Annotated in this window: 32 protein-coding genes; 27 read left to right on the top strand and 5 right to left on the bottom strand. The window is 61.0% G+C overall.

What is annotated here, in order from left to right; genetic code table 11:
* Positions 1-26: 26 nt before the first annotated feature.
* The 14 genes from rpsN (at position 27) to LXM96_RS14740 (ending at position 8,912) form a co-directional block, all read left to right on the top strand.
* On the top strand, positions 27-332 hold the full coding sequence (gene rpsN, locus LXM96_RS14675; RefSeq protein WP_239999295.1) for a 30S ribosomal protein S14: 306 nt from the start codon (positions 27-29) through the stop codon (positions 330-332).
* Between the two features lie 12 nt (positions 333-344).
* On the top strand, positions 345-743 hold the full coding sequence (gene rpsH / locus LXM96_RS14680; RefSeq protein ID WP_239999296.1) for a 30S ribosomal protein S8: 399 nt from the start codon (positions 345-347) through the stop codon (positions 741-743).
* A gap of 42 nt (positions 744-785) precedes the next feature.
* On the top strand, positions 786-1,319 hold the full coding sequence (rplF, locus tag LXM96_RS14685; RefSeq protein WP_239999297.1) for a 50S ribosomal protein L6: 534 nt from the start codon (positions 786-788) through the stop codon (positions 1,317-1,319).
* A gap of 12 nt (positions 1,320-1,331) precedes the next feature.
* Positions 1,332-1,694 (top strand): 50S ribosomal protein L18, encoded by a 363-nt coding sequence (gene rplR / locus LXM96_RS14690; protein WP_239999298.1) that lies wholly within the window; start codon positions 1,332-1,334, stop codon positions 1,692-1,694.
* Positions 1,695-1,841: 147 nt separating this feature from the next.
* Complete coding sequence (rpsE, locus tag LXM96_RS14695) at positions 1,842-2,411, top strand: 30S ribosomal protein S5 (RefSeq protein WP_239999299.1); 570 nt, start codon at positions 1,842-1,844, stop codon at positions 2,409-2,411.
* 11 nt (positions 2,412-2,422) lie between these two features.
* Positions 2,423-2,635, top strand: coding sequence for a 50S ribosomal protein L30 (gene rpmD / locus LXM96_RS14700; RefSeq protein WP_239999300.1), 213 nt, complete (start codon positions 2,423-2,425; stop codon positions 2,633-2,635).
* 16 nt (positions 2,636-2,651) lie between these two features.
* Positions 2,652-3,125 carry a 50S ribosomal protein L15 gene (gene rplO / locus LXM96_RS14705; protein ID WP_239999301.1) on the top strand — a complete coding sequence of 158 codons (474 nt, stop codon included), beginning with the start codon at positions 2,652-2,654 and terminating at the stop codon, positions 3,123-3,125.
* Between the two features lie 225 nt (positions 3,126-3,350).
* On the top strand, positions 3,351-4,691 hold the full coding sequence (gene secY / locus LXM96_RS14710; RefSeq protein ID WP_239999302.1) for a preprotein translocase subunit SecY: 1,341 nt from the start codon (positions 3,351-3,353) through the stop codon (positions 4,689-4,691).
* Positions 4,688-5,272 carry an adenylate kinase gene (locus LXM96_RS14715; RefSeq protein ID WP_239999303.1) on the top strand — a complete coding sequence of 195 codons (585 nt, stop codon included), beginning with the start codon at positions 4,688-4,690 and terminating at the stop codon, positions 5,270-5,272. Before secY ends, LXM96_RS14715 begins: the two co-directional genes overlap by 4 nt.
* 239 nt (positions 5,273-5,511) lie before the next feature.
* A complete protein-coding gene (gene rpsM / locus LXM96_RS14720; protein WP_029620145.1) occupies positions 5,512-5,880 on the top strand; it encodes a 30S ribosomal protein S13 in 369 nt (122 codons plus the stop codon).
* A 133-nt stretch (positions 5,881-6,013) separates the two neighbouring features.
* On the top strand, positions 6,014-6,403 hold the full coding sequence (gene rpsK / locus LXM96_RS14725) for a 30S ribosomal protein S11 (RefSeq protein ID WP_007766864.1): 390 nt from the start codon (positions 6,014-6,016) through the stop codon (positions 6,401-6,403).
* 175 nt (positions 6,404-6,578) lie between these two features.
* Positions 6,579-7,589: a DNA-directed RNA polymerase subunit alpha gene (locus LXM96_RS14730; protein WP_239999304.1), complete on the top strand. Its 1,011-nt coding sequence runs from the start codon at positions 6,579-6,581 to the stop codon at positions 7,587-7,589.
* 45 nt (positions 7,590-7,634) lie between these two features.
* On the top strand, positions 7,635-8,060 hold the full coding sequence (gene rplQ / locus LXM96_RS14735) for a 50S ribosomal protein L17 (RefSeq protein ID WP_239999305.1): 426 nt from the start codon (positions 7,635-7,637) through the stop codon (positions 8,058-8,060).
* A 153-nt stretch (positions 8,061-8,213) separates the two neighbouring features.
* On the top strand, positions 8,214-8,912 hold the full coding sequence (locus LXM96_RS14740; RefSeq protein WP_239999306.1) for an SDR family oxidoreductase: 699 nt from the start codon (positions 8,214-8,216) through the stop codon (positions 8,910-8,912).
* 8 nt (positions 8,913-8,920) lie between these two features.
* Here LXM96_RS14740 and msrQ read toward each other — a convergent pair whose 3' ends face one another.
* Both msrQ and msrP read right to left on the bottom strand, forming a co-directional pair.
* A complete protein-coding gene (gene msrQ / locus LXM96_RS14745; RefSeq protein WP_239999307.1) occupies positions 8,921-9,565 on the bottom strand; it encodes a protein-methionine-sulfoxide reductase heme-binding subunit MsrQ in 645 nt (214 codons plus the stop codon).
* Positions 9,565-10,506: a protein-methionine-sulfoxide reductase catalytic subunit MsrP gene (msrP, locus tag LXM96_RS14750; protein WP_239999308.1), complete on the bottom strand. Its 942-nt coding sequence runs from the start codon at positions 10,504-10,506 to the stop codon at positions 9,565-9,567. The genes msrQ and msrP overlap by 1 nt, the downstream gene beginning before the upstream one ends.
* A 220-nt stretch (positions 10,507-10,726) precedes the next feature.
* Between msrP and ilvD the strand changes: the two genes are divergently transcribed.
* Positions 10,727-12,562: a dihydroxy-acid dehydratase gene (gene ilvD / locus LXM96_RS14755; protein WP_239999309.1), complete on the top strand. Its 1,836-nt coding sequence runs from the start codon at positions 10,727-10,729 to the stop codon at positions 12,560-12,562.
* 49 nt (positions 12,563-12,611) lie between these two features.
* Here ilvD and LXM96_RS14760 read toward each other — a convergent pair whose 3' ends face one another.
* Positions 12,612-12,995 (bottom strand): lysozyme inhibitor LprI family protein, encoded by a 384-nt coding sequence (locus LXM96_RS14760; protein WP_239999310.1) that lies wholly within the window; start codon positions 12,993-12,995, stop codon positions 12,612-12,614.
* Positions 12,996-13,105: 110 nt separating this feature from the next.
* Here LXM96_RS14760 and LXM96_RS14765 point away from each other — a divergent pair, with 110 nt between their 5' ends.
* Entirely contained in the window at positions 13,106-14,509 is a 1,404-nt protein-coding gene (locus LXM96_RS14765; protein ID WP_239999311.1) for a DegQ family serine endoprotease, read from the top strand.
* Complete coding sequence (locus LXM96_RS14770; protein ID WP_239999312.1) at positions 14,506-15,822, top strand: replication-associated recombination protein A; 1,317 nt, start codon at positions 14,506-14,508, stop codon at positions 15,820-15,822. The genes LXM96_RS14765 and LXM96_RS14770 overlap by 4 nt, the downstream gene beginning before the upstream one ends.
* On the opposite strand, the gene LXM96_RS14775 is transcribed toward LXM96_RS14770, so the two are convergent.
* Positions 15,819-16,124, bottom strand: coding sequence for a DUF1883 domain-containing protein (locus LXM96_RS14775; protein ID WP_239999313.1), 306 nt, complete (start codon positions 16,122-16,124; stop codon positions 15,819-15,821). The two genes, LXM96_RS14770 and LXM96_RS14775, sit on opposite strands and share 4 nt — an antisense overlap.
* A 113-nt stretch (positions 16,125-16,237) precedes the next feature.
* Here LXM96_RS14775 and LXM96_RS14780 point away from each other — a divergent pair, with 113 nt between their 5' ends.
* The 9 genes from LXM96_RS14780 (at position 16,238) to LXM96_RS21850 (ending at position 22,813) form a co-directional block, all read left to right on the top strand.
* Complete coding sequence (locus tag LXM96_RS14780; RefSeq protein ID WP_239999314.1) at positions 16,238-16,477, top strand: hypothetical protein; 240 nt, start codon at positions 16,238-16,240, stop codon at positions 16,475-16,477.
* A 307-nt stretch (positions 16,478-16,784) separates the two neighbouring features.
* Positions 16,785-17,828 (top strand): cell division protein FtsZ, encoded by a 1,044-nt coding sequence (gene ftsZ, locus LXM96_RS14785; RefSeq protein ID WP_239999367.1) that lies wholly within the window; start codon positions 16,785-16,787, stop codon positions 17,826-17,828.
* 290 nt (positions 17,829-18,118) lie between these two features.
* Positions 18,119-18,754, top strand: coding sequence for an outer membrane protein (locus LXM96_RS14790; RefSeq protein WP_239999315.1), 636 nt, complete (start codon positions 18,119-18,121; stop codon positions 18,752-18,754).
* A 167-nt stretch (positions 18,755-18,921) separates the two neighbouring features.
* Positions 18,922-19,374 carry a DUF2383 domain-containing protein gene (locus tag LXM96_RS14795; RefSeq protein ID WP_239999316.1) on the top strand — a complete coding sequence of 151 codons (453 nt, stop codon included), beginning with the start codon at positions 18,922-18,924 and terminating at the stop codon, positions 19,372-19,374.
* An 82-nt stretch (positions 19,375-19,456) separates the two neighbouring features.
* Positions 19,457-19,792: a hypothetical protein gene (locus tag LXM96_RS14800; protein ID WP_239999317.1), complete on the top strand. Its 336-nt coding sequence runs from the start codon at positions 19,457-19,459 to the stop codon at positions 19,790-19,792.
* Positions 19,793-19,904: 112 nt separating this feature from the next.
* The gene (locus LXM96_RS14805; RefSeq protein WP_239999318.1) at positions 19,905-20,378 is read left to right on the top strand and encodes a hypothetical protein; all 474 of its coding nucleotides are present in this window, start codon (positions 19,905-19,907) and stop codon (positions 20,376-20,378) included.
* A 302-nt stretch (positions 20,379-20,680) separates the two neighbouring features.
* A complete protein-coding gene (locus LXM96_RS14810) occupies positions 20,681-22,015 on the top strand; it encodes a PRC-barrel domain-containing protein (protein ID WP_239999319.1) in 1,335 nt (444 codons plus the stop codon).
* A gap of 167 nt (positions 22,016-22,182) precedes the next feature.
* On the top strand, positions 22,183-22,548 hold the full coding sequence (locus LXM96_RS14815) for a DUF1622 domain-containing protein (RefSeq protein WP_239999320.1): 366 nt from the start codon (positions 22,183-22,185) through the stop codon (positions 22,546-22,548).
* A 112-nt stretch (positions 22,549-22,660) separates the two neighbouring features.
* A complete protein-coding gene (locus LXM96_RS21850) occupies positions 22,661-22,813 on the top strand; it encodes a hypothetical protein (protein WP_394801969.1) in 153 nt (50 codons plus the stop codon).
* A 172-nt stretch (positions 22,814-22,985) separates the two neighbouring features.
* Here LXM96_RS21850 and LXM96_RS14825 read toward each other — a convergent pair whose 3' ends face one another.
* On the bottom strand, positions 22,986-24,347 hold the full coding sequence (locus tag LXM96_RS14825) for an FUSC family protein (protein WP_239999322.1): 1,362 nt from the start codon (positions 24,345-24,347) through the stop codon (positions 22,986-22,988).
* Positions 24,348-25,128: 781 nt separating this feature from the next.
* Between LXM96_RS14825 and LXM96_RS14830 the strand changes: the two genes are divergently transcribed.
* Entirely contained in the window at positions 25,129-25,485 is a 357-nt protein-coding gene (locus LXM96_RS14830; protein WP_239999323.1) for an endonuclease domain-containing protein, read from the top strand.
* Positions 25,486-25,880 lie beyond the last annotated feature (395 nt).

Raw genomic sequence — 25,880 nt, forward strand, 5'->3', positions numbered from 1 at the left:
GACGAGCGTAGAAAAGGAACTCCGATATGGCGAAGACCAGCGCAGTTGAAAAGAACAAGCGCCGCCGCAAGACCGTTGCCACTCAGGCCGCCAAGCGCGCGACCCTGAAGGCAACCATCATGAACCAGGAACTGCCCATCGAGGAGCGGTTCCAGGCGACCCTTAAGCTCGCCTCGCTGCCGCGCGATGGCTCAAAGACCCGCATTCGCAACCGGTGCGAAGTCAGTGGCCGGCCGCGCGCCTACTACCGTAAGCTCAAGATGTCGCGTATCGCGCTTCGTGAACTGGGCAACCTCGGCAAGGTGCCGGGCCTCGTCAAGTCGAGCTGGTAAGGAGATCATTAGATGACCATGACTGATCCCCTGGGTGATATGCTCACCCGCATCCGCAATGGCGCCGCTCGTCGCAAGACGTCGGTGACGACGCCAGCCTCCAAGCTGCGCGCACGCGTTCTCGACGTGCTTCAGGCTGAAGGTTATATCCGCGGTTATTCTGAGACCGACTACGGTAACGGCAAGTCCGAGATCGAAATCGAGCTGAAGTATTACGAAGGCGCGTCGGTGATCCGTGAGATCGGCCGCGTGTCCAAGCCGGGCCGCCGAGTCTACGTTTCGGTTAAGTCCATTCCGCAGGTCGCGAACGGCCTCGGCATCACCATCCTTTCGACTCCGAAGGGCGTGATGGCCGATCACCAGGCTCGCGAACAGAACGTTGGTGGCGAGGTACTCTGCTCCGTCTTCTAAGACGGCGCAGGGATCTCCATAGCGAACAGACAGGATAACAAAATGTCTCGTATCGGTAAGAAGCCCGTTCCGGTTCCTGCTGGTGTTACGGCCTCGGTTGATGGCCAAAAAGTGACTGCCAAGGGCCCGAAGGGCGAGCTTTTCTTCGTCGCCAATGACGAAGTGAAGGTTGAGTTCAACGACAACGCCGTTTCGGTGACCCCGATCAACGACAGCAAGGACGCCCGCTCCAAGTGGGGCATGTCGCGCACGATGATCGAGAACATCTTCAAGGGCGTAAAGGACGGTTTCGAGCGTAAGCTGGAAATCAATGGCGTCGGTTACCGCGCGTCGCTGCAAGGCAAGAACCTGCAGCTGGCTCTCGGCTTCAGCCATGACGTCGTCTACGAACCGCCTCAGGGCATTTCGATTGCCGTGCCGAAGCCGACGGAAATCGTCGTCACCGGCATCAATAAGCAGCAGGTCGGTCAGGTTGCCGCGGAAATCCGCGAATACCGTGGTCCCGAGCCCTACAAGGGCAAAGGCGTCAAGTACGCCGAGGAACGGATCGTCCGCAAGGAAGGCAAGAAGAAGTAAGGATCACGCGAAATGGCTAGCAGGAAACAAGCACTTGCAAAGCGCGCGAGCCGCGTGCGCCGCCAGGTTAAGGCGGTTGCCAACGGCCGTCCGCGCCTGTCGGTTCATCGCTCGTCGAAGAACATCTATGTACAGGTCATTGACGACGTAGCCGGCCGCACGCTTGCAGCCGCCTCCACGCTCGACGCGGATCTTCGCTCCAAGCTGAAGACCGGCGCTGATGTTGAGGCAGCGTCTGCCGTCGGCAAGTTGGTCGCAGAACGCGCCACCAAGGCTGGCGTGAAGGAAGTCGTGTTCGATCGCGGCGCCTTTATCTACCACGGTCGCATCAAGGCCCTTGCCGAAGCTGCGCGCGAAGGCGGTCTCAGCTTCTAAAAATTTGCCCGGCGGCCCCACAAGGGCTGCCGGGCAAGCGCGGTTTTCCCCGCACCCACAGTCGTCCCGTTCTGCCCGATCTCGGCGCAGGATGGTTGGCTCCCAGAAACTGCCCGTTGCACCCGGAAAAGAAAAAGGAAAAGGACAATGGCACAGGAAAGAAGAGGTTCTCGCGACGATCGCCAGAACCGCGAAGAACGTGATAGCGAATTCGTCGACAAGCTGGTCGCGATCAACCGCGTCGCCAAGGTCGTCAAGGGTGGCCGTCGCTTCGGCTTCGCAGCCCTCGTCGTCGTCGGCGACCAGAAGGGCCGCGTTGGCTTCGGTCATGGCAAGGCACGCGAAGTGCCGGAAGCCATCCGTAAGGCCACGGAAGCCGCAAAGCGCGATCTGATCTTCGTGCCGCTGCGCGACGGTCGTACGCTCCACCACGACATCAATGGTCGTCATGGCGCTGGCAAGGTTCTGCTGCGTGCTGCCAAGGCCGGTACCGGTATTATCGCCGGCGGCCCGATGCGCGCTGTCTTCGAAACGCTCGGCGTTCATGACGTCGTTGCCAAGTCTACCGGCTCGTCGAACCCTTACAACATGGTTCGCGCGACTTTCGACGCCCTGAAGCATCAGGTGCATCCGAAGGACGTAGCAGCCCAGCGCGGCCTCAAGTATGCGACGCTACAGGCTCGCCGCGCCGCTTCCGGCAATTCTGCGGAAGAATAAGGAGAGCGATCATGGCTAAGAAAGCTACTCAGGCACAAGCTAACAAGACGGTTACGGTCGAACAGATCGGTAGCCCCATCCGCCGCCCTGCTGTGCAGCGTCAGACGCTGATCGGTCTCGGGCTCAACAAGATGCACCGGGTCCGCACCCTGGAGGACACTCCGTCGGTTCGCGGCATGATCCGTGCTGTCCAGCATCTCGTTCGCGTCGTCGACGAGAAGTGAGACGGGGGAAGTCATCATGAAACTGAATGAAATCAAAGACAACGAAGGTGCCAGCAAGAACCGGAAGCGCGTTGGTCGCGGTATCGGATCGGGCTCGGGCAAGACCGGTGGTCGCGGCGTGAAGGGGCAGTCGTCCCGTTCGGGCGTCGCCATCAACGGCTTCGAGGGCGGCCAGATGCCGATCTATCGTCGCCTGCCCAAGCGCGGCTTCAACAACATCTTCGCATCCGACTTCGTCACCGTTTCGCTCGGCCGGATCCAGGCTGCGATCGATGCCAAGAAGCTCGACCCGAAGGGCACGATCGATGCCGCTGCCCTGAAGGCTGCAGGTGTGATCCGTCGCCCGAAGGACGGCGTCCGCGTTCTGTCGGACGGGGAACTGAAGGCCAAAGTCACGATCGAAGCCGCCGGCGCCTCCAAGGCCGCCGTCGAGAAGATCGAAAAGGCCGGTGGGTCCATCAAGCTTCCGGAAGCAGCTGCTGCCGAGTAAACACTTCTGAATCGCCCGGCGTGCTTCACACCGGGCGATTTTGCTCCCATATGTGAGCCTCACGATTCCGGGACCGATCGCACGGTCGCGCTTTCCGGAACCATACGGAAAATAGGGTGAGGCACCGATTGCATCCGCGATCCCCGCCCGTTTTCAGAAACTGAATGTGGACTGCTTTCCGGGCCCGGCTAGACCGCCGCCGGAATTGGTCAGGCGGAGAAATGCATGGCTTCTGCAGCGGAACAACTTGCCTCCAACCTTAATTTTTCGACCTTCGCCAAGGCGGAGGATCTCAAGAAGCGACTGTGGTTCACGCTGGCGGCGCTCCTTGTCTACCGGCTGGGGACACACATCCCGCTCCCGGGTCTGAACCCCGAAGCCTATGCACAGGCCTTCCGCGGCCAGGCTGGCGGTATTCTCGGCCTCTTCAACATGTTTGCCGGTGGCGCCGTCGAGCGCATGGCGATCTTCGCGCTCGGCATCATGCCATATATCTCCGCGTCGATCATCGTGCAGCTGATGACCTCCGTGGTTCCCTCGCTTGAGGCTCTCAAGAAGGAGGGCGAGCAGGGCCGCAAGGTTATTAATCAGTACACGCGCTACGGCACAGTTTTGCTCGGCACGCTTCAGGCCTATGGGATTGCGGTAGGATTGGAAAGCGGCAACGGTCTGGTCCTCGATCCAGGCTGGTTCTTCCGTATCTCCACGGTCGTCACGCTTGTTGGGGGCACTATGTTCCTGATGTGGCTGGGCGAACAGATCACCGCGCGCGGCATCGGCAACGGCATTTCGCTGATCATCTTCGCCGGCATCGTGGCGGCGCTGCCGACTGCTTTGGCAGGAACACTGGAGCTTGGTCGGACCGGTGCTTTGTCAACGGCTCTGATTCTCTTGGTCATCCTCGTCGCAATCGCGGTGATTATGCTGATTGTGTTCGTCGAGCGTGCCCAGCGCCGCCTGTTGATCCAGTATCCCAAGCGTCAGGTCGGCAACCGCATGTTCCAGGGCGACACCTCGCACCTGCCACTTAAGCTGAACACGGCGGGTGTGATTCCGGCGATCTTCGCTTCTTCGCTCTTGCTTCTGCCGGCGACCGCCGCAGGATTTGCAGGCAACACCGACATGCCGGGTTGGGCAACGACCATCATATCCGCGCTGGGCCACGGGCAGCCTGCTTTCATGGTCCTCTATGGTCTGTTGATTGCCTTCTTCGCCTTCTTCTATACTGCAATCGTTTTCAACCCGAAGGACACGGCCGACAATCTGAAGAAGCACGGGGGCTTCATCCCCGGCATTCGTCCCGGCGAAAGAACGGCTGAGTACATTGACTACGTCCTCACCCGGATCACCGTCGTGGGTGCGGCCTATCTTGTTTTCGTCTGCGTGCTGCCGGAGCTGTTGATAGCCCGCACGGGGGTACCGTTAGCCCTTGGTGGTACTTCGCTTTTGATCGTTGTCAGTGTAACCCTCGATACCGTTGCTCAGGTTCAGGGGCACCTGATTGCCCAGCAGTATGAGGGCCTGATCAAGAAGTCGAAGTTGCGTGGAGGAAAGAGGGGACGATGAGACTAATTCTTTTGGGACCGCCGGGCGCGGGGAAGGGGACCCAGGCCCAGCGGATCGTGGAGAAGCACGGTATACCTCAGCTCTCTACCGGTGACATGCTGCGTGCAGCCGTGGCGGCTCAAACGGATGTCGGTAAGCGTGCCAAAGAAGTGATGGACGCTGGCCAACTCGTCTCCGACGATATTGTCAACGCTATCGTTTCCGAACGGATCGATGCGCCGGACTGTGCTCGCGGGTTCATTCTCGACGGCTACCCCCGCACTTTGGTGCAGGCAGATGCCGTGGATGCCATGCTGAGAAGCAAGGGGCAGGCGCTGGACGTTGCGATCGAACTGGCGGTCGACGATTCGGCCATGGTCGGGCGTATCCTGCGACGTGCCGAGGAGACGAAAGCCGCTGGCGGGTCGGTCCGCAAGGACGACAACGCAGATGTCTATGCAGATCGTCTGCGAGCCTATTACAAGAGCACGGCTCCGCTGATCGGCTACTACTATGCCAAGGGCAAGTTGAAGACGGTCGACGGCATGGCCGAGATGGATACCGTAACGGCCGAGATCGAAAAGGTTCTGTCCGCTCTTTGAGCGAATGGATAACGACACCGAAGAATCTTGGCGGGGCCGGTTGCTTTTTTTAACCGATTCCGCTAACACCGCGCCAACTCGCGAAAGCAATGCGATCGGTGCGGACCTCCCGACAAGGGTTTCCGGACACGGTCGTTTGGCCTTTTCGGATAGGATTTGAACTGGCGGTCGCGCAGCGACTGCTGTCATGGAAGAAGCACCACTTGCCGGATGGCAACTGGAACGCAAGGAGAATAGACGTGGCACGTATCGCTGGCGTCAACATCCCGACTGCGAAGCGCGTCGTTATCGCGTTGACGTATATTCACGGGATCGGCCCGAAATTCGCACAGGAAATCGTCGAGAAAGTCGGTATTCCGGCTGAACGTCGTGTTCATCAGCTGACCGATGCAGAAGTTTTGCAGATCCGCGAAACCATCGACCGCGACTACCAGGTCGAAGGTGACCTGCGTCGCGAGACCTCGATGAACATCAAGCGTCTGATGGATCTCGGTTGCTACCGTGGCCTGCGTCATCGTCGCGGCCTTCCGGTTCGCGGTCAGCGCACGCATACCAATGCTCGCACCCGCAAGGGTCCGGCCAAGGCGATTGCCGGTAAGAAGAAGTAATCTCCCGGTTCTCCGGGTGAGGGAGGCTGGCGATTGCTCGCTGGCCTCTTTTTGAGTTTGGGGTGAGGCAAGAGCCTGATCCCGGTGGAGCCGCTGGAACTACGGCGGTGACGAGATCAACGAAAGGAAGACCATGGCCAAGGAAGCCACCCGCGTCCGCCGTCGCGAACGCAAGAACATCACGTCGGGCGTTGCCCACGTCAACTCGACGTTCAACAACACCATGATCACCATCACCGACGCACAGGGCAATGCGATTGCCTGGTCGTCCGCTGGTGCCAAGGGCTTCAAGGGATCGCGCAAGTCGACACCGTTTGCAGCCCAGATCGCTGCTGAAGATTGCGCCAAGAAGGCCCAGGAACACGGCATGAAGTCGCTGGAAGTGGAAGTTTGCGGTCCGGGTTCCGGTCGTGAATCGGCTCTGCGCGCGCTCCAGGCTGCCGGCTTCATGATCACCTCGATCCGTGACGTGACCCCAATCCCGCACAATGGTTGCCGCCCGCGCAAGAAGCGCCGCGTCTAATCATCGGGTGCGCCGACTTTCGTAGGTCGTGTCGCATTGACTTGCGTAATGCCGCCTCACTTCGTTCGCGAAGTCTGGCGGTTTTGCCGTACCGCCGAAGGGTATTGCCTCACTCGGTGCTTCTCATGCTCGGTTGCCACGATTGGATGGTGGCAACGAACGGAAGGTTTAAAACATGATCCAGAAGAACTGGCAGGAACTGATCAAGCCGAACAAGGTGGAGTTCACCTCGTCTGGCCGCACGAAGGCAACGCTGGTTGCAGAGCCGCTTGAGCGGGGCTTCGGCCTCACGCTCGGCAACGCCCTGCGTCGCGTGCTTCTGTCGTCGCTGCGCGGTGCTGCTGTCACCGCCGTTCAGATCGACGGCGTTCTGCACGAGTTCTCCTCCATCCCCGGCGTTCGGGAAGATGTGACGGACATCGTGCTCAACATCAAGGAAATCGCCATCAAGATGGATGGCGACGATGCCAAGCGCATGGTCGTGCGCAAGCAGGGCCCGGGCGCCGTGACCGCTGGCGACATCCAGACGGTTGGCGATATCGAGATCCTGAACCCCGACCACGTGATCTGCACCCTCGACGAGGGGGCGGAGATCCGCATGGAGTTCACGGTCAACAACGGCAAGGGCTATGTCCCCGCCGAGCGTAACCGTGCGGAAGATGCGCCGATCGGCCTCATCCCGGTCGACAGCCTCTATTCGCCGGTCAAGAAGGTGTCCTACAAGGTGGAAAACACCCGTGAAGGACAGGTTCTGGACTATGACAAACTTTCGATGACCATCGAGACCGATGGTTCGGTCACTGGTGAAGATGCTGTGGCCTTCGCTGCTCGCATCCTGCAGGACCAGCTCGGCGTCTTCGTCAATTTCGACGAGCCGCAGAAGGACGTCCAGGAAGAAGCCGTCACTGAGCTCGCCTTCAACCCGGCGCTGCTCAAGAAGGTCGACGAACTGGAGCTTTCTGTCCGTTCGGCGAACTGCCTGAAGAACGACAACATCGTCTATATCGGCGACCTCATCCAGAAGACCGAGGCGGAAATGCTGCGCACTCCGAATTTCGGTCGCAAGTCGCTGAACGAGATCAAGGAAGTTCTGGCGTCCATGGGCCTCCATCTCGGCATGGAAGTTCCCGCCTGGCCGCCGGAAAACATCGAAGATCTCGCCAAGCGTTACGAAGACCAATACTAACTGATCAGACTGCAGGCGAATGCCTGCAAGTGAAGGAGACCAGACATGCGCCACGGAAATTCGGGCCGCAAGCTCAACCGCACCGCAAGCCACCGTAAGGCGATGTTCGCCAACATGGCGGCTTCGCTCATCACCCATGAGCAGATTCTCACCACCTTGCCCAAGGCCAAGGAAATCCGTCCGATCGTCGAGAAGCTCGTGACGCTCGGCAAGCGTGGCGACCTGCACGCTCGCCGCCAGGCGATCTCGCAGATCCAGGACCAGGACGCCGTCCGCAAGTTGTTCGACGCCATTGCCTCGCGTTACGCGACCCGCAACGGCGGCTACCTGCGCATCATGAAGGCCGGCTTCCGCCAGGGCGACAACGCCCCGCTCGCCGTCATCGAGTTCGTTGAGCGCGACGTCAACGCCAAGGGCGCAGCCGACAAGGCTCGCGTTGCTGCAGAGGCAGAAGCTGCCGAAGCCGCTTAATCATCCGTCGGATGACCTATCAAAGAGCCGGGTGGAAACGCCCGGCTTTTTTGTTTCACGCCGTGCCTCCAACCGGCATCCAGGCGAACCGTTGTCACCGGCTTCCACCCAAGCTACTCCTCCTCCAAAGTCAGTCCAGAGAGGATCGAGTCGATGGAGAAGGTAGCGATTGTGACGGCTGGCGGTAGCGGCATGGGAGCTGCATCCGCCCGACGACTTGCGACCGAAGGTTACAGGGTCGGAATTCTCTCCTCATCAGGCAAAGGCGAGGCGCTCGCGCAGGAACTGGGTGGCGTAGGTGTTACCGGCTCAAATCAATCGAATGAGGACCTGACGCGGCTGGTCAACGCGACGATGGAACGATGGGGCCGTATCGATGTCCTGGTCAATAGTGCCGGCCACGGACCGAGGGCGCAGATCCTCGAGATCACTGATGAACAATGGCATGTGGGTCTCGACGTCTATCTCATGAACGTGATCCGCTCCGTTCGTCTCGTCGCCCCGATCATGCAGGCGCAGAAATCGGGCAGCATCGTCAATATCTCCACGGCCTGGACCTTTGAGCCAAACGCCATGTTTCCGACGTCGGCGGTGTTTCGCGCGGGGCTGTCGGCCTATACAAAAATCTTTGCCGACGAATACGCGCCAGACAACGTGCGGATGAACAACGTCCTGCCGGGCTGGGTCGACAGTCTGCCCGCCACGGAGGAGCGACGCGGCAGCGTCCCGATGAAGCGTTACGGCAAGAGCGAGGAGATCGCTGCAACGGTTGCCTTCCTCGCCTCCGAGGGTGCCGGTTATATTACTGGCCAGAACCTCAAGGTCGACGGCGGCCTTATGCGGTCGGTCTGACGTTCAGCTCACCGGGTGGCTCGTGCCACGCTGGGCTTGCTGCCGCGCTTCCACCCCAGGAATGGCTTTCGCAGCGGCCTGTAGGCCAGCAGCACGGCAACCAGGGCGATATGGATGAACGGCTGGAACGTCACCGATTTGACGGCCAGCAGGTAGTGGAGCGCTCCACCCAGCGCGACGGGATAGATCAGCTGGTGCAGTTTGCTCCAGCGCGGGCCCAGCCGTCGGATCGACCAGTTGTTCGATGTGGCCGCAAGCGGCGCGAGGGAGACGAGGCAGACCATGCCGATGGTGATGTAGGGCCGCTTGACGATGTCGCCGGCAATCGAGCTGAAGTCCAGGCCGCGATCGAGGATCAGCCACACCGCGAAGTGCATCAGCACGTAGTAGAAGGCGAGAAGCCCAAGCCCACGGCGGTAACGCAGCCAGTTGATCCCCGCGATGTCGCGCAGCGGTGTGATCGCGAGGGTCGCGATCAGGAAGCGCAGCGCCCAAATGCCCAGCAGGTGCTCGAAGGTCTTGACTGGGTTGACCCCAAGTCCGCCCGTCGCACCTTGATAGAAATACCAGGCTGCAGGACAGAGCCCGATCACATAGAGCGCCCAGATGCTCGGCCCGTGCAGCCTGCGTGGCAGCGATGGAATAACGGTCATCAGAAGTTAGCCTTGAGGTCCATGCCCTCGTAGAGGCTGGCAACCTCGTCCGCATAGCCGTTGAACTTGAGCGTCGGCCGGTTGGCGACGGAAAAGAAGCCGCCTTCGCCGATCCGCTGTTCGGTCGCCTGGCTCCAGCGCGGGTGATCGACCTCCGGGTTCACGTTGGAATAGAAGCCGTATTCCCGCGCGTTTGAGTTCTTCCAAGTCGTCTGCGGCTGTTCCTCAACAAGCGAGATCTTGACGATCGACTTGATGCTCTTGAAACCGTATTTCCAAGGAACGACGAGCCGGATCGGGGCGCCGTTCTGGTTCGGCAGTGTTTCGCCGTAAAGGCCGACGGCAAGGATCGTCAGTGGGTGGCGAGCTTCGTCGAGACGAAGTCCTTCGACATAGGGCCATTCCAGCGGCTGAAAGAACCCCGTCTGGCCTGGCATCTGCTCCGGGCGGACGATTGTCTCGAAGGAAACATACTTGGCGCTGCCGAGCGGTTCAACCTGGTCGAGGAGGGCAGCCAGGGGAAAGCCGATCCAGGGGATCACCATCGACCAGCCCTCGACGCAGCGCAGCCGGTAGACCCGGTCTTCGAGCGGCATCTTAATCAGTTCGTCCATGCCGAACTCGCGCGGCTTGCCGACCAGGCCGTCCACCTTGACCGACCAGGGCAGAGGATCGAACTGACCTGAATTCTGGGCAGGATCGCTCTTGGCGGTGCCGAACTCATAGAAGTTGTTGTAGCTCGTCACCGCTTCCTTCGGCGTGAGCGTTTCGTCGGTGGAGAAAGTGCTGGGGGAGCCCGCCAGTGGCGCGGCAAGGGCAGAACTGGCACCGGCCACTACCAAACCGGCCGCGGCGGTCCCCATAAATTTGCGGCGCGACATGTAGATCTCACGTGGCGTGATCTCCGACGCGGCGATACGAGGCGGATGATAGACAGGCATGACGGTCTCCTCGGGAGCGGCTATTTACCTCTATACGTAACGCGGAGCCGAGTTGTTTCACAGGTGAGTAGCAGGGCACATTCGCGTGAGGCGTACCGGAGAGTACCGTTTCGGCGCTCGATGCTAGTGACCCTCTGCCGATATTAGGGTAGGAAACAGCAAAATTGCTGTGCAAATGACGGCTTTGCGCACAGCCGAAAACAAGACCGAGGAAGAAAACATGCCCGCCTATCGTTCCAGAACCACGACCCACGGCCGTAACATGGCTGGTGCGCGCGGCCTGTGGCGCGCCACAGGCATGAAGGACAGCGATTTCGGCAAGCCGATCATCGCGGTCGTAAACTCCTTCACGCAGTTCGTCCCAGGCCACGTTCACCTGAAGGATCTTGGCCAGCTTGTCGCTCGTGAGATCGAGGCGGCCGGCGGTGTTGCCAAGGAGTTCAATACCATTGCCGTGGACGACGGTATCGCCATGGGTCATGACGGAATGCTCTACTCGCTGCCGTCGCGCGAGATCATCTCCGACTCGGTCGAATACATGGTCAATGCACACTGCGCCGATGCCATGGTCTGCATTTCCAACTGCGACAAGATCACCCCCGGCATGCTCTCGGCCGCCATGCGCCTCAACATCCCCGCCGTCTTCGTTTCCGGCGGCCCGATGGAGGCCGGCAAGGTCGTCCTCCAGGGCAAGACTGTTGCGCTGGATCTGGTCGACGCCATGGTCGCCGCTGCCGACGAGGCGATGTCCGACGCCGATGTCCAGGCGATCGAGCGCGCCGCCTGTCCGACCTGCGGCTCGTGCTCGGGCATGTTCACGGCCAATTCGATGAACTGCTTGACCGAGGCGCTCGGGCTGTCCCTGCCAGGCAATGGCTCGACGCTCGCCACCCACGCGGACCGTAAGCGCCTCTTCGTCGAAGCGGGCCACCTGATCGTCGATCTTGCCCGGCGCCATTACGAGCAGGACGATTACAGCATCCTGCCGCGCTCGATCGCCACCAAGGAAGCCTTCGAAAACGCCATGGCGCTCGACATCGCCATGGGCGGCTCCACGAACACGGTCCTGCACATCCTCGCGGCGGCCTATGAGGGCGGCGTCGATTTCACTCTCGACGACATCGACCGCCTGTCGCGCAAGGTGCCATGCCTGTCCAAGGTGGCTCCCGCCAAGAGCGACGTCCACATGGAAGACGTTCACCGCGCCGGCGGCATCATGCGCATCCTCGGCGAACTGGACCGGGGCGGCTTGCTGAACCGCGACTGCAGGACGGTGCACGAGGAAACTCTCGGCGATGCTATCGACCGCTGGGATATCACCCGCACCAACAGCGAGACCGTTCGCAATTTCTACAAGGCGGCACCGGGCGGCGTGCCGACGCAGGTTGCCTTCTCGCAGTCGTCACGATGGGATGAACTCGATACCGACAGCGAACAGGGCGTCATCCGCTCAGTCAAGAACCCGTTCTCCAAGGACGGCGGCTTGGCGGTTCTCTACGGCAACATCGCGCTCGATGGCTGCATCGTGAAGACGGCCGGCGTCGACGAGTCGATCCTGAAGTTCACCGGGCCGGCGCGCGTGTTCGAAAGCCAGGATGCCTCCGTCAAGGCGATCCTCAACAACGAGATCGTCGCCGGCGATGTCGTCGTCATCCGCTACGAAGGACCCAAGGGCGGCCCGGGCATGCAGGAAATGCTCTATCCGACGAGCTACCTGAAGTCGAAGGGCCTCGGCAAGGCCTGCGCGCTCGTCACCGACGGCCGCTTCTCCGGCGGTACCTCCGGCCTCTCGATTGGCCACGCCTCACCGGAAGCCGCCAACGGCGGAGCAATTGGCCTGGTGCGCGAAGGCGACATGATCGAGATCGACATCCCCAACCGCTCCATCAACCTGCTGGTCTCGGATGCTGAGCTGGCACAGCGGCGTACAGAACAAGACAGAACAGGCTGGAAGCCGGTGGTGCCGCGCAAGCGCAATGTCACCACGGCACTGAAAGCCTACGCCGCCTTCGCCTCGAGTGCCGACAAGGGTGCGGTGCGCATCCTGCCGGAATAGAAGCTCCTGTTGATGCCGTTCGCATGACGGGTGCTCCTGCATCCTGAACTCAAGAATGCCTCGGCATCTCGTTGTAGATGTCCCGGAGTTCCTTCTGGCGTTCCTGATACGCGCTGGTGAGGCAGGCGATCTCTGCGCCGCAGGCCTGGCGTTTCGACAACCATTCCACTTGGCGATCCTGCATGCTGCCGCGCGCGCCCATGGCAAGTAGCCCTGAGAGGAGGTCGAAGGTGGTGACCATCCGGACATCGGCATCGTTTAACACGCGGTTCTCGCAGATCACTCGTTCGTCGGTGGCCAGATCCGCCCGGTTGCAGTCAAAGCTGGCCGCGGAAGCACTCGCGGACGTGAAGAGCGACAGAGACAGGAAGGTAAATACGCAAGAGACGGTGCTGTGGAAGCCACGGTCATAATGGGGTCGAAATGGGTGCATGTTGATCTTCCTGTAATCCGCAATGAACGCAGTGGTTTCACCGTGGTTGGTTCGCCTTCCCTTTCCAGCGCCCCGCGCTACAAATCGTTCCGGTTTCAATGAGGAATCAGATGACGAGCACCCGCAGTTACATTTCAGCAGCTTTTATAGCCCTGCTTCTCCTGCAGCCAGATGCCGCGCATGCCCAGTCCGAGAAGGCGGTGCCGAGAAGCCAGGCCGAGGTACAGCTTTCATTCGCGCCGCTGGTCAAGCAGACGGCCGGTGCCGTTGTGAACGTTTACGCGGAGCGAGTCGTCCAGCGGCTCAACCCCTTCGCCGGCGACCCCTTCTTCGAGCAGTTCTTCGGCCAGCGCATGCCCAACCGGACGGAAAAGCAATCGTCGTTGGGGTCGGGCGTCATCGTCTCCGGCGACGGGCTGGTCGTGACCAACAATCACGTCATCGAGGGTGCCGACGACATAAGGATCGCTCTCGCCGACGGGCGGGAATTTGATTCAGAGGTGCTCCTGAAGGACGAGAGTCTTGATCTGGCCGTCTTGCGGGCACGCACCAGCGAAAGTTTTCCGATGCTTGCGATCGGTGATTCCGATGCCGTCGAAGTGGGCGATCTGGTCCTTGCGGTAGGCAATCCGTTCGGGGTCGGCCAAACGGTCACAAGCGGCATCGTCTCCGCTCTCGCCCGAAACCAAGTCACGCCCGGTGATTTCGGTTTCTTCATACAAACAGATGCGTCGATCAACCCCGGCAATTCGGGCGGCGCCTTGATGAACATGCGCGGCGAGCTGATCGGCATCAACACGGCGATCTTTTCCCGCGGCGGCGGGTCGAACGGCATCGGCTTTGCCATCCCGGCAAATCTGGTGAAGGTCTTCGTGGCTGCGGCGGAGGAGGGGGACGAGACTTTCGAACGTCCCTACATTGGCGCGAGCTTCGAGGCTGTCACGTCTGACGTCGCCGAGGCATTGGGCCTGAAGGCCGCCCGCGGTGCCCTTGTGGTGGCAGTGGTTGAAGGAGGGCCCGCCGCCAGCGCCGGGCTCACGCCGGGCGAGGTCGTCACGGCCGTCAACGACGTGCAGGTGGAGCATCCGGATGCTCTCGGCTATCGCCTCACCACGGCGGGCCTCGGCCGCCAGGCGGAATTGACGGTACAGCAAGCTGGGGGGACGCGTAAGGTCACCATTGCGCTGAACACGGCGCCGGAGACCCCGCCGCGGGACGAGCGTCTCCTTGAAGGTCGAAATCCCTTCGCCGGACTTCGTGTGGCAAATCTTTCGCCGCGACTTGCGCAGGAACTGCGGATGCCGACGGACAAGACGGGCGTCGTGGTTGTTGATGTGGCACGCGGGTCGCCGAGCAGCCGGCTTGGCTTCCGACCAAAGGACATGATTGTCTCCCTGAACGGCCTTGCAGTTGCCTCGACCCGAGCCATGGAACGCATGCTTGACGATGATCCGGGCTTTTGGCGGGTCGAGATTGAGCGTGAGGGCCAACGGATCCGGCAGTTCTTCCGATGAACGGCGATCTCTTCGCACCAACGATCCCGGATGAGCTTGCCAATCGGCGGCCGCTCGCTGATCGGCTGCGGCCGAAGTCGCTGGGCGAGGTGGCAGGGCAGCAGCATCTCACGGGCGAAGACGGCGTGCTCAGGCGGATGATCGATGCCGGGTCATTGGGATCGATGGTCTTCTGGGGGCCGCCCGGCACGGGCAAGACAACCGTTGCTCGACTTCTGTCGGGCGAGGCCGGGCTCGCCTTCGAACAGATTTCTGCGATCTTCTCTGGCGTGGCCGACTTGAAGAAGGTGTTTGAGGCGGCGCGGATGCGGCGGATGGAAGGGCGGCAGACCTTGCTCTTCGTCGACGAGATCCACCGCTTCAACAAGGCCCAGCAGGATAGCTTCCTGCCGGTGATGGAGGACGGGACCATCATCCTCGTCGGCGCCACCACCGAAAATCCGAGCTTCGAGCTGAATGCTGCCCTTCTGTCGCGTGCCCGCGTTCTGACCTTTCGTGCTCATGATGAGGCGAGCCTTGAGGAATTGCTGAAGCGCGCCGAGCAGGTCGGAAACCGGCCTCTGCCTCTCGATGCAGGTGCCCGCGCAAGCCTGATCCGCATGGCAGATGGAGACGGGCGTGCGGTGCTCACGCTGGCCGAGGAAGTCTGGCGCGCAGCACGGGCGGGGGAGGTGTTTGACACGACCGGTCTGACGCAGATCGTGCAACGGCGAGCCCCGGTCTACGACAAGGGACAGGACGGCCATTACAACCTCATTTCGGCGCTCCATAAGTCCGTCCGGGGCTCCGATCCGGATGCAGCCCTTTACTATCTGGCACGCATGTTCGATGCCGGCGAAGACCCGCTCTACCTCGGAAGGCGTCTGGTACGCATGGCCGTTGAGGATATTGGACTGGCCGATCCCCAGGCACTTGTCATCTGCAATGCTGCAAAGGACGCCTACGACTACCTTGGATCGCCCGAAGGAGAACTGGCACTTGCCCAGGCATGTGTGTATCTCGCGACGGCGCCCAAGTCGAACGGTGTCTATGTGGCCTACAAGGCGGCCATGCGTGCAGCCAAGGAGCATGGCTCGCTACTGCCACCCAAGCACATCCTCAATGCACCAACAAAGCTGATGAAGGGCGAAGGTTATGGCGAAGGCTACCGCTATGACCATGATGAGCCGGATGGGTTCTCCGGGCAGAACTATTTCCCGGAAAAAATGGGGCGAAAGCTCTTCTACGATCCACCCGAGCGCGGCTTCGAGCGTGAGATCCGCAAGCGTCTGGACTGGTGGGCGAAGCTCCGCAGGGAGCGCGGCGAGCCCTAGGACGCTCGGCGCTGCACCGCTGGTGGCGGTGTCACTTTGACGGCGGAATCGGCCAGGACGTGATGCCCTTCCATGTCGACGATCAGGTTCCACTGTCCGTCTTCCGGCACCACAAGCCGGATTGGCGATTTCTTGGCGACGCCGCCGATATACTTGAAGTCCAGAAGTTCCTTGAACCGCTGGAAGTTGCCCGAGGTCATCAGGCGCACGTTGTTGACGGCGTTGAGCGTAACTTCGACGACGGTACCGGCCCGCTGTCCTCTAAGGTCGTAGTGTTTGAAACGGAAAGACGGTGCTGCCACGGTCAGCCTCGGTTATGCTGTTTGAGAGCCCTCTTTAGCAGCCTTCTCTTAAGGAATTGTGGAACCGGACGGCCCTTGGCGTGTTTTTCCCACAGCAAACCAAGGCTGATGCGATGGAGAAGATCAAGACACAGACCTATCTGACAGCGATTGCATCGCTGATGGTGAATGCGGTCGTGTTCGGCTTCGGCGCAGTCGCCATTCTGTCTATCCCCGCTTTGAATGATCACGCCAAGTATCTTCTACCGGGCTGGATTGTTGTCGCATTCGTAGCGACGCCGTTCATTGCCAAGAGGATCGCCCCTCGAATGAGGCTGCGTTACTGGCGAGAGCGCGATCGAGTACATATCTAGACTTCATAAGAGGCGGCATTCCCCCCTGCTGCCGCCGTAAAACAATAAATGACCTCCAGTCTTGCCCTGCCGTTCCCTCCGGCAGGGTTTTTTCTTGCCTCTCTCAAGAACTATAGGCCGCGGCCGTCAGGGCAAAGATCATCTGCGGCAAGTTTCCTTATGCGTGTTGCAGCAGGGGAAACGGCGGGCAGGGCTCTCTCTCTTGTTCTTTTGCCCAGCCTCTGCCTTGTTGCGAGCATAATCTGGTAATCGATTCGGTGATGCCAGGGGCGGCATGCCGCAAGAAATCGCGCAGAGGGACCTCTCCATGTCGGACGACATCAAGCACTCGATCAAGGAAATGCGGCCGAAGATTACCGTGGTCGGTGTCGGCGGAGGTGGCGGCAACGCCATCAACAACATGATCGCCGAGCATCTTGAAGGGGTTGAGTTCATCGCTGCCAACACTGATGCCCAAGTGCTCGCGACATCGAAGGCCACGCGGCGCATTCAGTTGGGGACGGCAGTGACGGAGGGCCTCGGAGCAGGATCGCTGCCGGAGATCGGACGCGCTGCTGCGGAGGAATCCATCGACGAGATCATGGATCATCTCTCCGGCTGCCACATGTGCTTTGTGACCGCGGGTATGGGCGGCGGCACCGGCACGGGCGCAGCACCGGTGATTGCTCAGGCGGCGCGCAATGCCGGCATCCTGACGGTCGGCGTGGTCACCAAGCCATTCACATTCGAAGGCAATCGCCGTATGAAAACGGCGGAGGCGGGGATCGAGGAACTACGGCGCGCTGCCGATACGGTGATCGTTATTCCGAACCAGAACCTTTTCCGCATCGCCGACGCGAAGACCACGTTCGCAGATGCCTTCATGACCGCCGACAAGGTCCTCTTCTCCGGCGTTGGCTGCATCACTGATCTGATCGTCAAGGAAGGCCTGATCAATCTCGATTTTGCAGACGTCAAGTCAGTGATGAAAGGCATGGGGCGAGCAATGATGGGCACGGGGGAGGCTTCGGGTGACGGTCGGGCGTTGGTTGCCGCCGAGGCGGCAATCGCCAATCCGCTGCTCGACGAGATCTCCATGAAGGGCGCCAAAGGGGTGCTGATCTCCATCTCCGGCGGCTCCGACATGACCCTCTTTGAAGTGGATGAAGCCGCCAGTCGGATTCGCGATGAAGTCATGGATGACGCCGATATTGTCGTGGGCGCCATCTTCGACCGCGAACTGGACGGCAAGTTCCGTGTCTCCGTCGTTGCCACAGGCCTGGATGGCGGCGAAGCCGCGGTCGCTGCAGCCAGCCATGAACTCAACGGTGCTGCCGCCGGCGCAACACAGCTACCTCGCTTTCTGCAGTAATCAGATTATAGCCAAGTCAGTGATCAAGGGCGGCGATTGGCCGCCCTTTCCTTTTTCTTTGGGTTCACGCTGCACTGCTTTTTACTCGCGATTTCGTGACTGACGACGGGCGAGGGCCAGCTCTGCGCGGGCAGTCAGTTAAGAGAACCTTTATCGTTTGCTGACAAGTTGAGGGAAGCTTCACGGCGGATGGTCACGAAGGGCTGATGGGGCGGCCGCCGCCGCGTATGCAAACGTGTAATGAGTAACTGCCTGCCCGGACGTCATGCAGGCACTGTACGGAGTAAATTATGACCAGGAACAAGACGCCCTTCGCGCTGGCGCTCGTCGCCGCATTCGCCACACCTGCTGGTGCCGCCGATCTTACCTATTCTGAACCCGCTCCGAGCTACGACTCGCCCTCCGTCTCTTCAGGCGGCTGGACCGGCGCCTATGTCGGTCTCCATGCCGGCACGAGTTCTGATCATGGCGGCCCGTTCTCCGGCGAAAAGGAGTTCATGGGTGGTATCCAGGGCGGCTACAACGCCGAAATGGGCGGCGCGGTCGTCGGCGGCGAAGTTGAGCTTTCCCATATGGGCGACACGGAAGTTGACGTTCCGGGGGGCGAACTCCGCGAACGGTACCGGCTGGCGGCGAAAGCCAGGGTAGGTGCCCCGCTCGGTGACACCTTGATCTACGGAACGGCCGGCGGCACGATGACCAGCCTGCGTGACTCGGGCTCTACGGAAGGCCCTGACGGTTGGAAGCCTGGCTGGCTGATCGGTGCTGGCGTCGAGCAGAAATTCAACGACCAGATTTCCGGACGTGTGGAGTACAACTATACGCGCACCGGCGATGTTCGCAGCTTCCCCACCGGCAGCACGACCACCTCGGAAACAAATGTCAGCGACCACACCATCAAGGCTGGCGTGAACTATAAGTTCTGATCTCGGCCGCATTCCTGCCTCCCCCAACGGGGAGGCAGTTTTAACAAGCGTTGCAGGGCAAGGCGACAATTTCGCCTACGTTCGCGCGACCGCCCCTAGCTTCATGGGAACACAGCCGCTCCGAGCGGGTTTCAACTGGGTGTTGAGATCAAACAAGGAGCGAAGACATGGTCACCATGGTGGGCACCGAATCGAGCATCGAGAAGCTCGTGACCAACCTGATCTACCTCGAGCACGATGCGATTGCCGCATATGAATCCACGATCGAGCGACTGGATGACAAGGCCCTGAGCACGCAGATCGCCGCGTTCCGTCAGGACCACCTGCAGCATCTCGAGGTATTGCACGAGATGGCGCGGGAATTGGGCATCGACGCGCCGACGGAAGGTGACATGAAGCAGATGTTGACCACCGGAAAGATCGCCTTGGCAGACTTGATGGGCGATGCCGCAATCCTCAAGGCGATGAAAACGAATGAGGACGACACGGTGACTGCTTATGAGAAGGCTTCTCAGCACCAGGAAGCGGTGCCGAAGTCAAAGGCCTTTCTCCAGAAAGCCCTCGCTGACGAGCAGCGCCACCGCGCCTGGATGGACACCACCGCCCAGCAGCTTTCATAGGCTCAATCTATAAACAAACCATACGGAGGCGGGAGGCGGCAGGTCCGCCTCCCGCCAAGCTTATGCGAGGAGGATTGAGGCGATGCGCTTTGTACCGACGCTCGTTCATGGCATCGCGGACTATGTCGTCGGCGCGGTCATGATCCTGCTCGCCTTCGTGGCCGACATCGGCGGCATCGGCTTCTATGCCTTTCTCATCCTCGGTGCGTTTGCTATCTTATATGCGCTGGTGACCGACTACGAACTGGGCTGGAAGCCTCTTCTTTCCATTCCCGCGCACCTGGCTCTAGACGCCGTTTTTGCGCTGGTCATGCTGGTGCTGCCTCTTATCCTTGTCCTCCCGACCCTGCTCTTCTGGGCGAGCATCGTCATCGGCGTCATGGCCGCGACCCTTGTGGTAACGACAAGGATGAGGTAACGGCCGGTCCGGCGCACGCCTCGCCACATCCTGAATCCCAAGGTGATTGCATTTCCGGCTTTGCCGCCTAGATTCCCCTGATGCGAATTTGCTCATTGTGTGAGGAGGCTTGATGGCTTGGGCAATTGCTGCCGTAGTCACCATTCTCCTAGTGCTGTTCCTGCTCGATCGTCGAACAGCGGCGCTTGTTCTGGCGTTGGCCCTCGCTGTGGGTGGGGCCGTCTGGGCCTTTACCGGCAGCCAATGGTTCTGGCGTTCAGAGCCAGCGGGATCGGTGACGGCTTCGGCAACCGTCGGTGCCGACGGTTGCGAGGACGCTCAGCAACCCATCAGGGTAGAATTCCACAACAGCAGCGAGCGACAGGTGGAACGCGTTTCTTTCGAACTTGCTGCACGGCACAAGGATCATTCCTCTGTTGTCTACCGTGCCTTCCTGCGCAGCGACAGGATTCTTCAGCCGGGCGAGGTCGCGGTGGCGTGTTATGGAATACTGCCGCATGGGTTTCTTCCGCCGCGGCCCCTGAACCCCGACCTTGCGACCTACCAATGGTCGATAGAGATTTCGTTGGTGGACTTCGTCTCATAGGCTCCGCCTCCCGCGCCGTCATCTGTGCAGCGACACCCGTGGCTCTTGAAGGCCGCGGGAGCGTTCTTAACCGTCTGCCTCACGGTCACACACACCCCAGAGACAACTTGCCGACCCGGCATGGGCCGGGAAGTCATTGATGTTATTGATGAAGATGTTCCTGAAGAGGCTCGCAAGAATAAGGTTTTTTTTGGAACGATTTGCGGCGGTAATGCTTTGGACAGTGTGCGTACGGAGAGGACACCGTGTCCCTTGAAGTCCTGCGTATGGAGAACAATCACGAGACAGAGAGGTAAACGTCCATGAAGATGATTTATGTCGCCGCCCTTATGGCAGGTACCGCGCTAGCCCCGGCGGGCGCCTTTGCACAGCAGACACCAGCTGCCGTAAACACGCAAAACGCTGCGTCCCAAGCAGGACAGATCAATCCGGCAATGACCCGGGTTCAGGAACATATTCAGCGCGCCATGCAGGCGCTCGATAACGATGATATGCAGGCTGCACGCCAGGCGGTGCAGGAAGCCCGCCGTCAGCTCGCCCGGCAGGCTGAGAACGGCGCGCGCAACACTGCTGCTACCGAACTTCGCGAACCCCTGCAGCAGGCCGAGCAGGCACTTTCGCAACAGAATGCGGAGCGTGCTGAAGAGGCCCTTGGCCGCGTCGAGGAGCAGATGGCAAGCATGGACCGCCAGCGTGGCCAGGGCGGTGCAGACGTCGTTGTCGAAGACGAGGCTTCCATTCGCGTGGAAGTACCCGAACCCGACGTGACGGTGCGCCAGGCAAACCCGCGCGTTGCCGTGCAGCAGCCGCAGCCGGAAATTATCGTGCACCAGCCGGCGCCAACCGTGACGGTAGACATTCCGCAGCCCCAGATCACCGTTCGGATGCCAGAGCCGGAGGTCAACGTTAGCCAGGCACAGCCGCAGGTTGAAGTCGAGCAAGGTCAGCCGCGGGTTGACGTCAGCGAGAGCCAGCCGCAGGTTCGCACCGATCGCGACAATCAGGAACAGGCAAATGTGCAGGTCCAGCGTTCGGGCCAGCCGGTGGTGAACATCCAGGAGGCCGAGCAGCGGGCACAGGTCCGCTACAGCTCCGAGGAAGCACAGGTTCGCGTTAATCGTGCTGAAGGCGAGCCGGAGGTTCGCTTTGAAGACCAGAACCGTCAGCAGGCGACCAACGATGTGGATCGAATGAACCGCAACGCATCGGAACAGCAGGCTCGCACCAGCGAAGATGGCGCGGCGCTTGACGAGCAGAACACGGCGGCCATCTCGCCGGGCCAGGCGCGCGACGACCTCAACACCGCTATCGGTGCCGGTTCGACCCGCGACGTTGCTCTGACCGTCAACGACATCAAGGACTACGACATCGTTGGTGCCAATGGTAACAACCTCGGCGACATCGAGGACGTTGTGAACGTCAACAACCGGCTTTACGCCGTCGTGACCTCGGGTGGTTTCCTTGGTCTCGGGGAAAACCGTGCCGCGGTTCCGCTTTCGGCCCTTTATGTGACCGACCAGGAAACGCTGTTGGCGCCTGATGTCAGCCAGCGTCAGATCGACGGCATGGCCAACTTCCAGAGCGACCGCTACGAGGCGCTGCCTGATGACCATCCGGTCACACTCGGCGCTCAGTAAGCCTGGGTAAGCAACAAAAGAAAGGCGGCTGGCAACGGCCGCCTTTTTTCGTTGCCGATCTTCGGTAGCCCGGAGCGCTCGGCAGCAGCAGATGCCGGAGAGACGATTCGAAGGTCGCGAAACAGATCGGCTGCTCCCTCGTTCACTGAATAGCGAAAGGAGTGCACATGGATCCGTTCTTCTCCCAAGCCCTGGATGCAACGACGCTCGCCATCGAAGCTGTCGGCGTCCTGGTGATTGTGGTCGGCGCGATTGTTGCGGGGATCACGTTTTTCAAGAATCGGGCCCGCGAGGAAGCCTATCACCAGCTCAGGTCGACGCTCGGACGGGCCATCCTGCTGGGACTGGAGCTTCTGGTTGCCGCAGATATCATCAATACGGTGGCGATTGAGCCGACCTTGGACAGCGTTTTCGTACTCGCCGGCATCGTCCTGATACGCACCTTCCTCAGCCTTTCGCTGGAGGTGGAGATCGAAGGCAAATGGCCATGGCAACATTCAAAGCCGAGGAAGGACGGTGCGCAAAGTGAGTGAACCGGATCGGAAGTTCGATCGTCGCCAACTGGCGGAGGATCGTACGGAGTGGGCGGAGGATCGGACCGTTCTTGCCAATGAGAGGACCTTTGGCGGTTGGTTCAGGACCGGCATGGCTGCGATCGCGGTTGCGCTCGGGTTCCAGGCTCTGTTTCGCGCCAGCGACCCGACCCGACCTGGCCGGTCCGGATCGGCGCCAGCATTTTCGTGCTGCTCGCCATTGCCATCTTCTGGCTCGGCCTGGTTTCAGCAGGAAAAGTCCTGAAGCAGCTCAACCCTCACGCCGTTTCGGTACCTGGGCGGCGAAGGTTGGTGATCCTCACCCTTGGCGCCACGGCAGGAGCCTTGTCCGTGCTGGTGGCTTTCTGGTTCCTGTAGCCCAAGATCGGTCGGGACTGTCCTGCCCAGCCTGTTTCCTCTGGTGTGAGGCTGACGGTTTATGTCTTGCCGCCCGCTTCCTCCTCCACGCCACCCAGAGCAGAACGGGCGGCTTTGTCGATCCGCTCAACCCCAAAGGCGATCTGCTTGCACGTGAAGGAAATGGCGAAAAGGTGCTGAACCTCCGTCACCGCGCGTTTCTGCACCGACAACTCACGGGAGCACTCATCGAGCGATTCCATTGCCGCCGCCGGAGGGCTCCAGGGCTTTGGGGGGTGCGACTGTCTGATGCATTCGCTCAGGCGCTGCAGGTGGTCGGCGCTTTCGCGTATCACGCGATCGATTGGTTCGGCGATCGGGCCGGGCTGCCCAGCATGGGGGAAGGGCTCGACGAGTTGATCCAGGAGGACGACCCCATACCAGAACCTCTCGATCTCGCGCCGCAATTCCTCCCTGGCATCGACGGCGGCGCTGGTAGAGCGTAGCCGCGGTTGCGACTGACGAAGCAAGTCGCGTGCTTGAGCCAACTCGGATTCCACGCCATCGCGCGAAACGCCTGGCCCTTTCTGCGGCCCACGGACGAAGTGGCGGCGGTCCCGCCCGATGAACTCGCCGATGGAGCGCAGCGCGTTCGCCAGGTGCTCATCCACCTGCCTGTGCGCCGCGCGCGGCATGACGGCAGCAGCGGCGGCGGCACCGCAGAGCGTGCCCAGCGCGATCTCGGCGGCCTTCAGGACCGATCCCTCGACCACTTCGACACCAGGAGCAAGCACAAGCATTGTCACCGTGACAAGGCCATAGCTCAACCCGGGACGCAGGGCCGAGAGTGCGGCCATGGCGGCCACGCCGGTGACCAATCCGGCAAAGGTCTGCCAGCCACCGCTGCCAAAAGCAAAAATGGCGATGAGGCCGAGCAGGAGGCCGGCTCCACCCCCGGCCATGCGCCGCGCGGCGCTGCGCATCGTGCCGCCAATGCTGGACTGGACGACGAAGACGGCCGAGAAGACGACCCAGGACACGTCGGGGAGGTCCAGCGATTTGGCGATGCCGAAGGCCAGTGCCGCGCCCCCCGCCGTCTGGACCGCGAGCCTCAGCGGCCGAAGTCCAGCCATGCGCCGGAGCCAGCCGGAGATGCTGCGGTGGCGCGATGCTGTGGGCCTATCTTTGCTTGGAGTGTCGGGCATGATCGAGACGAACGAGTTGAGCGAGCGGGGCCGCAAGGGGAAGACCGCGATGGAGGTTGGACCGGCGTAAGCTACGCCGAGACCGTCAACCGCCGGCGCCGCCATCTGTTCCGGACTACCGGCGAGGGTGTTCTTGATGGCGGACGACGTGTCGTCGCAGTTGGTGTGCTCCTTGTGGGATGACCAAGACGATCCTCGGGTGTCACCGGTTCGCCCGAGGATGACGAGAAGACACACGTCCCCCTTGGCGATCCACGGGTCTCACTGCGTTCGCCCGAGGAGGACGAACAAATTTAAATAGGACGGGGCGCTGAAAGCTGCCTCGTAAAGTAATTTATGTGGCACCTCTCAGCGCCCCGTTCGGCGGTTATTGCCCGCGACTCCGGTCTCTCTGCCTAGGTCCAATGGGGCGGTGTTTGATCGCCGGTTTTCCGGGACCCGGAGTTTCCTCCAGACATCTCGTCGGACTTACAGATCCGGCGACACCATCCTCATCGACCCCCCTGTGTGCCGCACAGGCACGCCCGGCGCGCTGTTCGGGCATCAAGAGGCAAGGGCCGGTCCGTAACCCTTCGCCTCTCCCCGTGTCGCCGGAGGGAAACCATTTTCCGCGGACCCCGATGATGAAGGTTCACGTCGTCCCTTCACCACCAGCGCCGGCCCCGCCTCGCCAGGACGCCTCCTGGTGTATCCGCGGCGGGACAGGGGAAGTATGGGCACGGGTTTGCGGGGTGGGGATGAGGGGGGATGAAAATTCGTGTAAGATGTTGAAGTTGTTGATGGGGGTGCGTGAGAACGTCCCCCTCACCAACAAAATCTGAAGTTTAGCCTGCGGCTAAGCCTTCGATTTTGTAACCTCTCCCACCAGGGGAGAGGGAGAGCGTCGAGGGTGCCGCACCGGCTCCTCTCCCCTTGTGGGAGAGGAAGAAGAAATCGGCGTCTTAGCCCGAAGGGGTAAGTGCCAGATTTTTCAGGTGAGGGGATCATGCTACCTTTCTCCCGTTGTGGAGGGTACCCCATGCGCCACCAGCCGCCGCCGATCAACCGGGGCCGCGCCCGCGGCATGCGGAGGGATCCGACGCGGGCGGAAGACATGCTGTGGGAGGCCCTGCGTGACCGGCGGCTGGAGGGCGCCAAGTTTCGCCGGCAGGTGCCGCTCGAGCGCTACATCCTCGATTTCGTCTGTTTCGAACACCGGCTGATCGTGGAGGTGGATGGCTGGCAGCATGCGGATAGCCCATCTGACGGGATCCGCGACGCTTTCTTCCGGTCGCAAGGGTTTCGGGTGCTACGCTTCTGGAACGAGGAGGTGGAGGAGAACATCAACGCTGTCTGCCTGCGGATACTGGCGGAGCTGCGTGATAGCGGCTTGTGAGACCTTATCCTCTCCCCTTGTGGGAGAGGATAGTTCGCCCCAAGAGGCGAAGCCGATTGGCGAGGCGAACTTGGTGAGGGGGCTGTTGTTGATCTCGCCGTCCGACCCCCTCACCAACAAGATCTACGACTTAGCTGCGCTGAGATCGTGATCTTGTGACCTCTCCCACCAGGGGAGAGGGAGGCGCCGAGGGTGCCGCACCGGCTCCTCTCCCCTTGTGGGAGAGGATAGTTCGCCCCAAGAGGCGAAGCCGATTGGCGAGGCGAACTTGGTGAGAGGGCTGTTGTTGATCTCGCCGTCCGACCCCCTCACCAACAAGATCTACGACTTAGCTGCGCTAAGATCGTGATCTTGTAACCTCTCCCACAAGGGGAGAGGGAGGGCTTACGTCGGCA

It is taken from the genome of Rhizobium halophilum (assembly GCF_021648825.1).
GTDB classification, from domain to species: domain Bacteria; phylum Pseudomonadota; class Alphaproteobacteria; order Rhizobiales; family Rhizobiaceae; genus Neorhizobium; species Neorhizobium halophilum.

What these genes read in the sequence shown, in the direction of transcription:
- LXM96_RS14805 (WP_239999318.1), top strand. Translation starts at nt 19,905, where the DNA reads ATGGCTTGGGCAATTGCTGCCGTAGTCACCATTCTCCTAGTGCTGTTC.
- LXM96_RS14795 (WP_239999316.1), top strand. Translation starts at nt 18,922, where the DNA reads ATGGTCACCATGGTGGGCACCGAATCGAGCATCGAGAAGCTCGTGACC.
- rplQ (WP_239999305.1), top strand. Translation starts at nt 7,635, where the DNA reads ATGCGCCACGGAAATTCGGGCCGCAAGCTCAACCGCACCGCAAGCCAC.
- LXM96_RS21850 (WP_394801969.1), top strand. Translation starts at nt 22,661, where the DNA reads ATGGCTGCGATCGCGGTTGCGCTCGGGTTCCAGGCTCTGTTTCGCGCC.
- rplO (WP_239999301.1), top strand. Translation starts at nt 2,652, where the DNA reads ATGAAACTGAATGAAATCAAAGACAACGAAGGTGCCAGCAAGAACCGG.
- LXM96_RS14810 (WP_239999319.1), top strand. Translation starts at nt 20,681, where the DNA reads ATGAAGATGATTTATGTCGCCGCCCTTATGGCAGGTACCGCGCTAGCC.
- rpmD (WP_239999300.1), top strand. Translation starts at nt 2,423, where the DNA reads ATGGCTAAGAAAGCTACTCAGGCACAAGCTAACAAGACGGTTACGGTC.
- rplF (WP_239999297.1), top strand. Translation starts at nt 786, where the DNA reads ATGTCTCGTATCGGTAAGAAGCCCGTTCCGGTTCCTGCTGGTGTTACG.
- rpsE (WP_239999299.1), top strand. Translation starts at nt 1,842, where the DNA reads ATGGCACAGGAAAGAAGAGGTTCTCGCGACGATCGCCAGAACCGCGAA.
- msrQ (WP_239999307.1), bottom strand. Translation starts at nt 9,565, where the DNA reads ATGACCGTTATTCCATCGCTGCCACGCAGGCTGCACGGGCCGAGCATC.
- rpsK (WP_007766864.1), top strand. Translation starts at nt 6,014, where the DNA reads ATGGCCAAGGAAGCCACCCGCGTCCGCCGTCGCGAACGCAAGAACATC.
- rplR (WP_239999298.1), top strand. Translation starts at nt 1,332, where the DNA reads ATGGCTAGCAGGAAACAAGCACTTGCAAAGCGCGCGAGCCGCGTGCGC.
- ilvD (WP_239999309.1), top strand. Translation starts at nt 10,727, where the DNA reads ATGCCCGCCTATCGTTCCAGAACCACGACCCACGGCCGTAACATGGCT.
- LXM96_RS14815 (WP_239999320.1), top strand. Translation starts at nt 22,183, where the DNA reads ATGGATCCGTTCTTCTCCCAAGCCCTGGATGCAACGACGCTCGCCATC.
- LXM96_RS14765 (WP_239999311.1), top strand. Translation starts at nt 13,106, where the DNA reads ATGACGAGCACCCGCAGTTACATTTCAGCAGCTTTTATAGCCCTGCTT.
- rpsH (WP_239999296.1), top strand. Translation starts at nt 345, where the DNA reads ATGACCATGACTGATCCCCTGGGTGATATGCTCACCCGCATCCGCAAT.
- LXM96_RS14800 (WP_239999317.1), top strand. Translation starts at nt 19,457, where the DNA reads ATGCGCTTTGTACCGACGCTCGTTCATGGCATCGCGGACTATGTCGTC.
- rpsN (WP_239999295.1), top strand. Translation starts at nt 27, where the DNA reads ATGGCGAAGACCAGCGCAGTTGAAAAGAACAAGCGCCGCCGCAAGACC.
- LXM96_RS14790 (WP_239999315.1), top strand. Translation starts at nt 18,119, where the DNA reads ATGACCAGGAACAAGACGCCCTTCGCGCTGGCGCTCGTCGCCGCATTC.
- LXM96_RS14740 (WP_239999306.1), top strand. Translation starts at nt 8,214, where the DNA reads ATGGAGAAGGTAGCGATTGTGACGGCTGGCGGTAGCGGCATGGGAGCT.
- LXM96_RS14730 (WP_239999304.1), top strand. Translation starts at nt 6,579, where the DNA reads ATGATCCAGAAGAACTGGCAGGAACTGATCAAGCCGAACAAGGTGGAG.
- LXM96_RS14715 (WP_239999303.1), top strand. Translation starts at nt 4,688, where the DNA reads ATGAGACTAATTCTTTTGGGACCGCCGGGCGCGGGGAAGGGGACCCAG.
- secY (WP_239999302.1), top strand. Translation starts at nt 3,351, where the DNA reads ATGGCTTCTGCAGCGGAACAACTTGCCTCCAACCTTAATTTTTCGACC.
- LXM96_RS14780 (WP_239999314.1), top strand. Translation starts at nt 16,238, where the DNA reads ATGGAGAAGATCAAGACACAGACCTATCTGACAGCGATTGCATCGCTG.
- msrP (WP_239999308.1), bottom strand. Translation starts at nt 10,506, where the DNA reads ATGCCTGTCTATCATCCGCCTCGTATCGCCGCGTCGGAGATCACGCCA.
- LXM96_RS14760 (WP_239999310.1), bottom strand. Translation starts at nt 12,995, where the DNA reads ATGCACCCATTTCGACCCCATTATGACCGTGGCTTCCACAGCACCGTC.
- LXM96_RS14830 (WP_239999323.1), top strand. Translation starts at nt 25,129, where the DNA reads ATGCGCCACCAGCCGCCGCCGATCAACCGGGGCCGCGCCCGCGGCATG.
- ftsZ (WP_239999367.1), top strand. Translation starts at nt 16,785, where the DNA reads ATGTCGGACGACATCAAGCACTCGATCAAGGAAATGCGGCCGAAGATT.
- LXM96_RS14770 (WP_239999312.1), top strand. Translation starts at nt 14,506, where the DNA reads ATGAACGGCGATCTCTTCGCACCAACGATCCCGGATGAGCTTGCCAAT.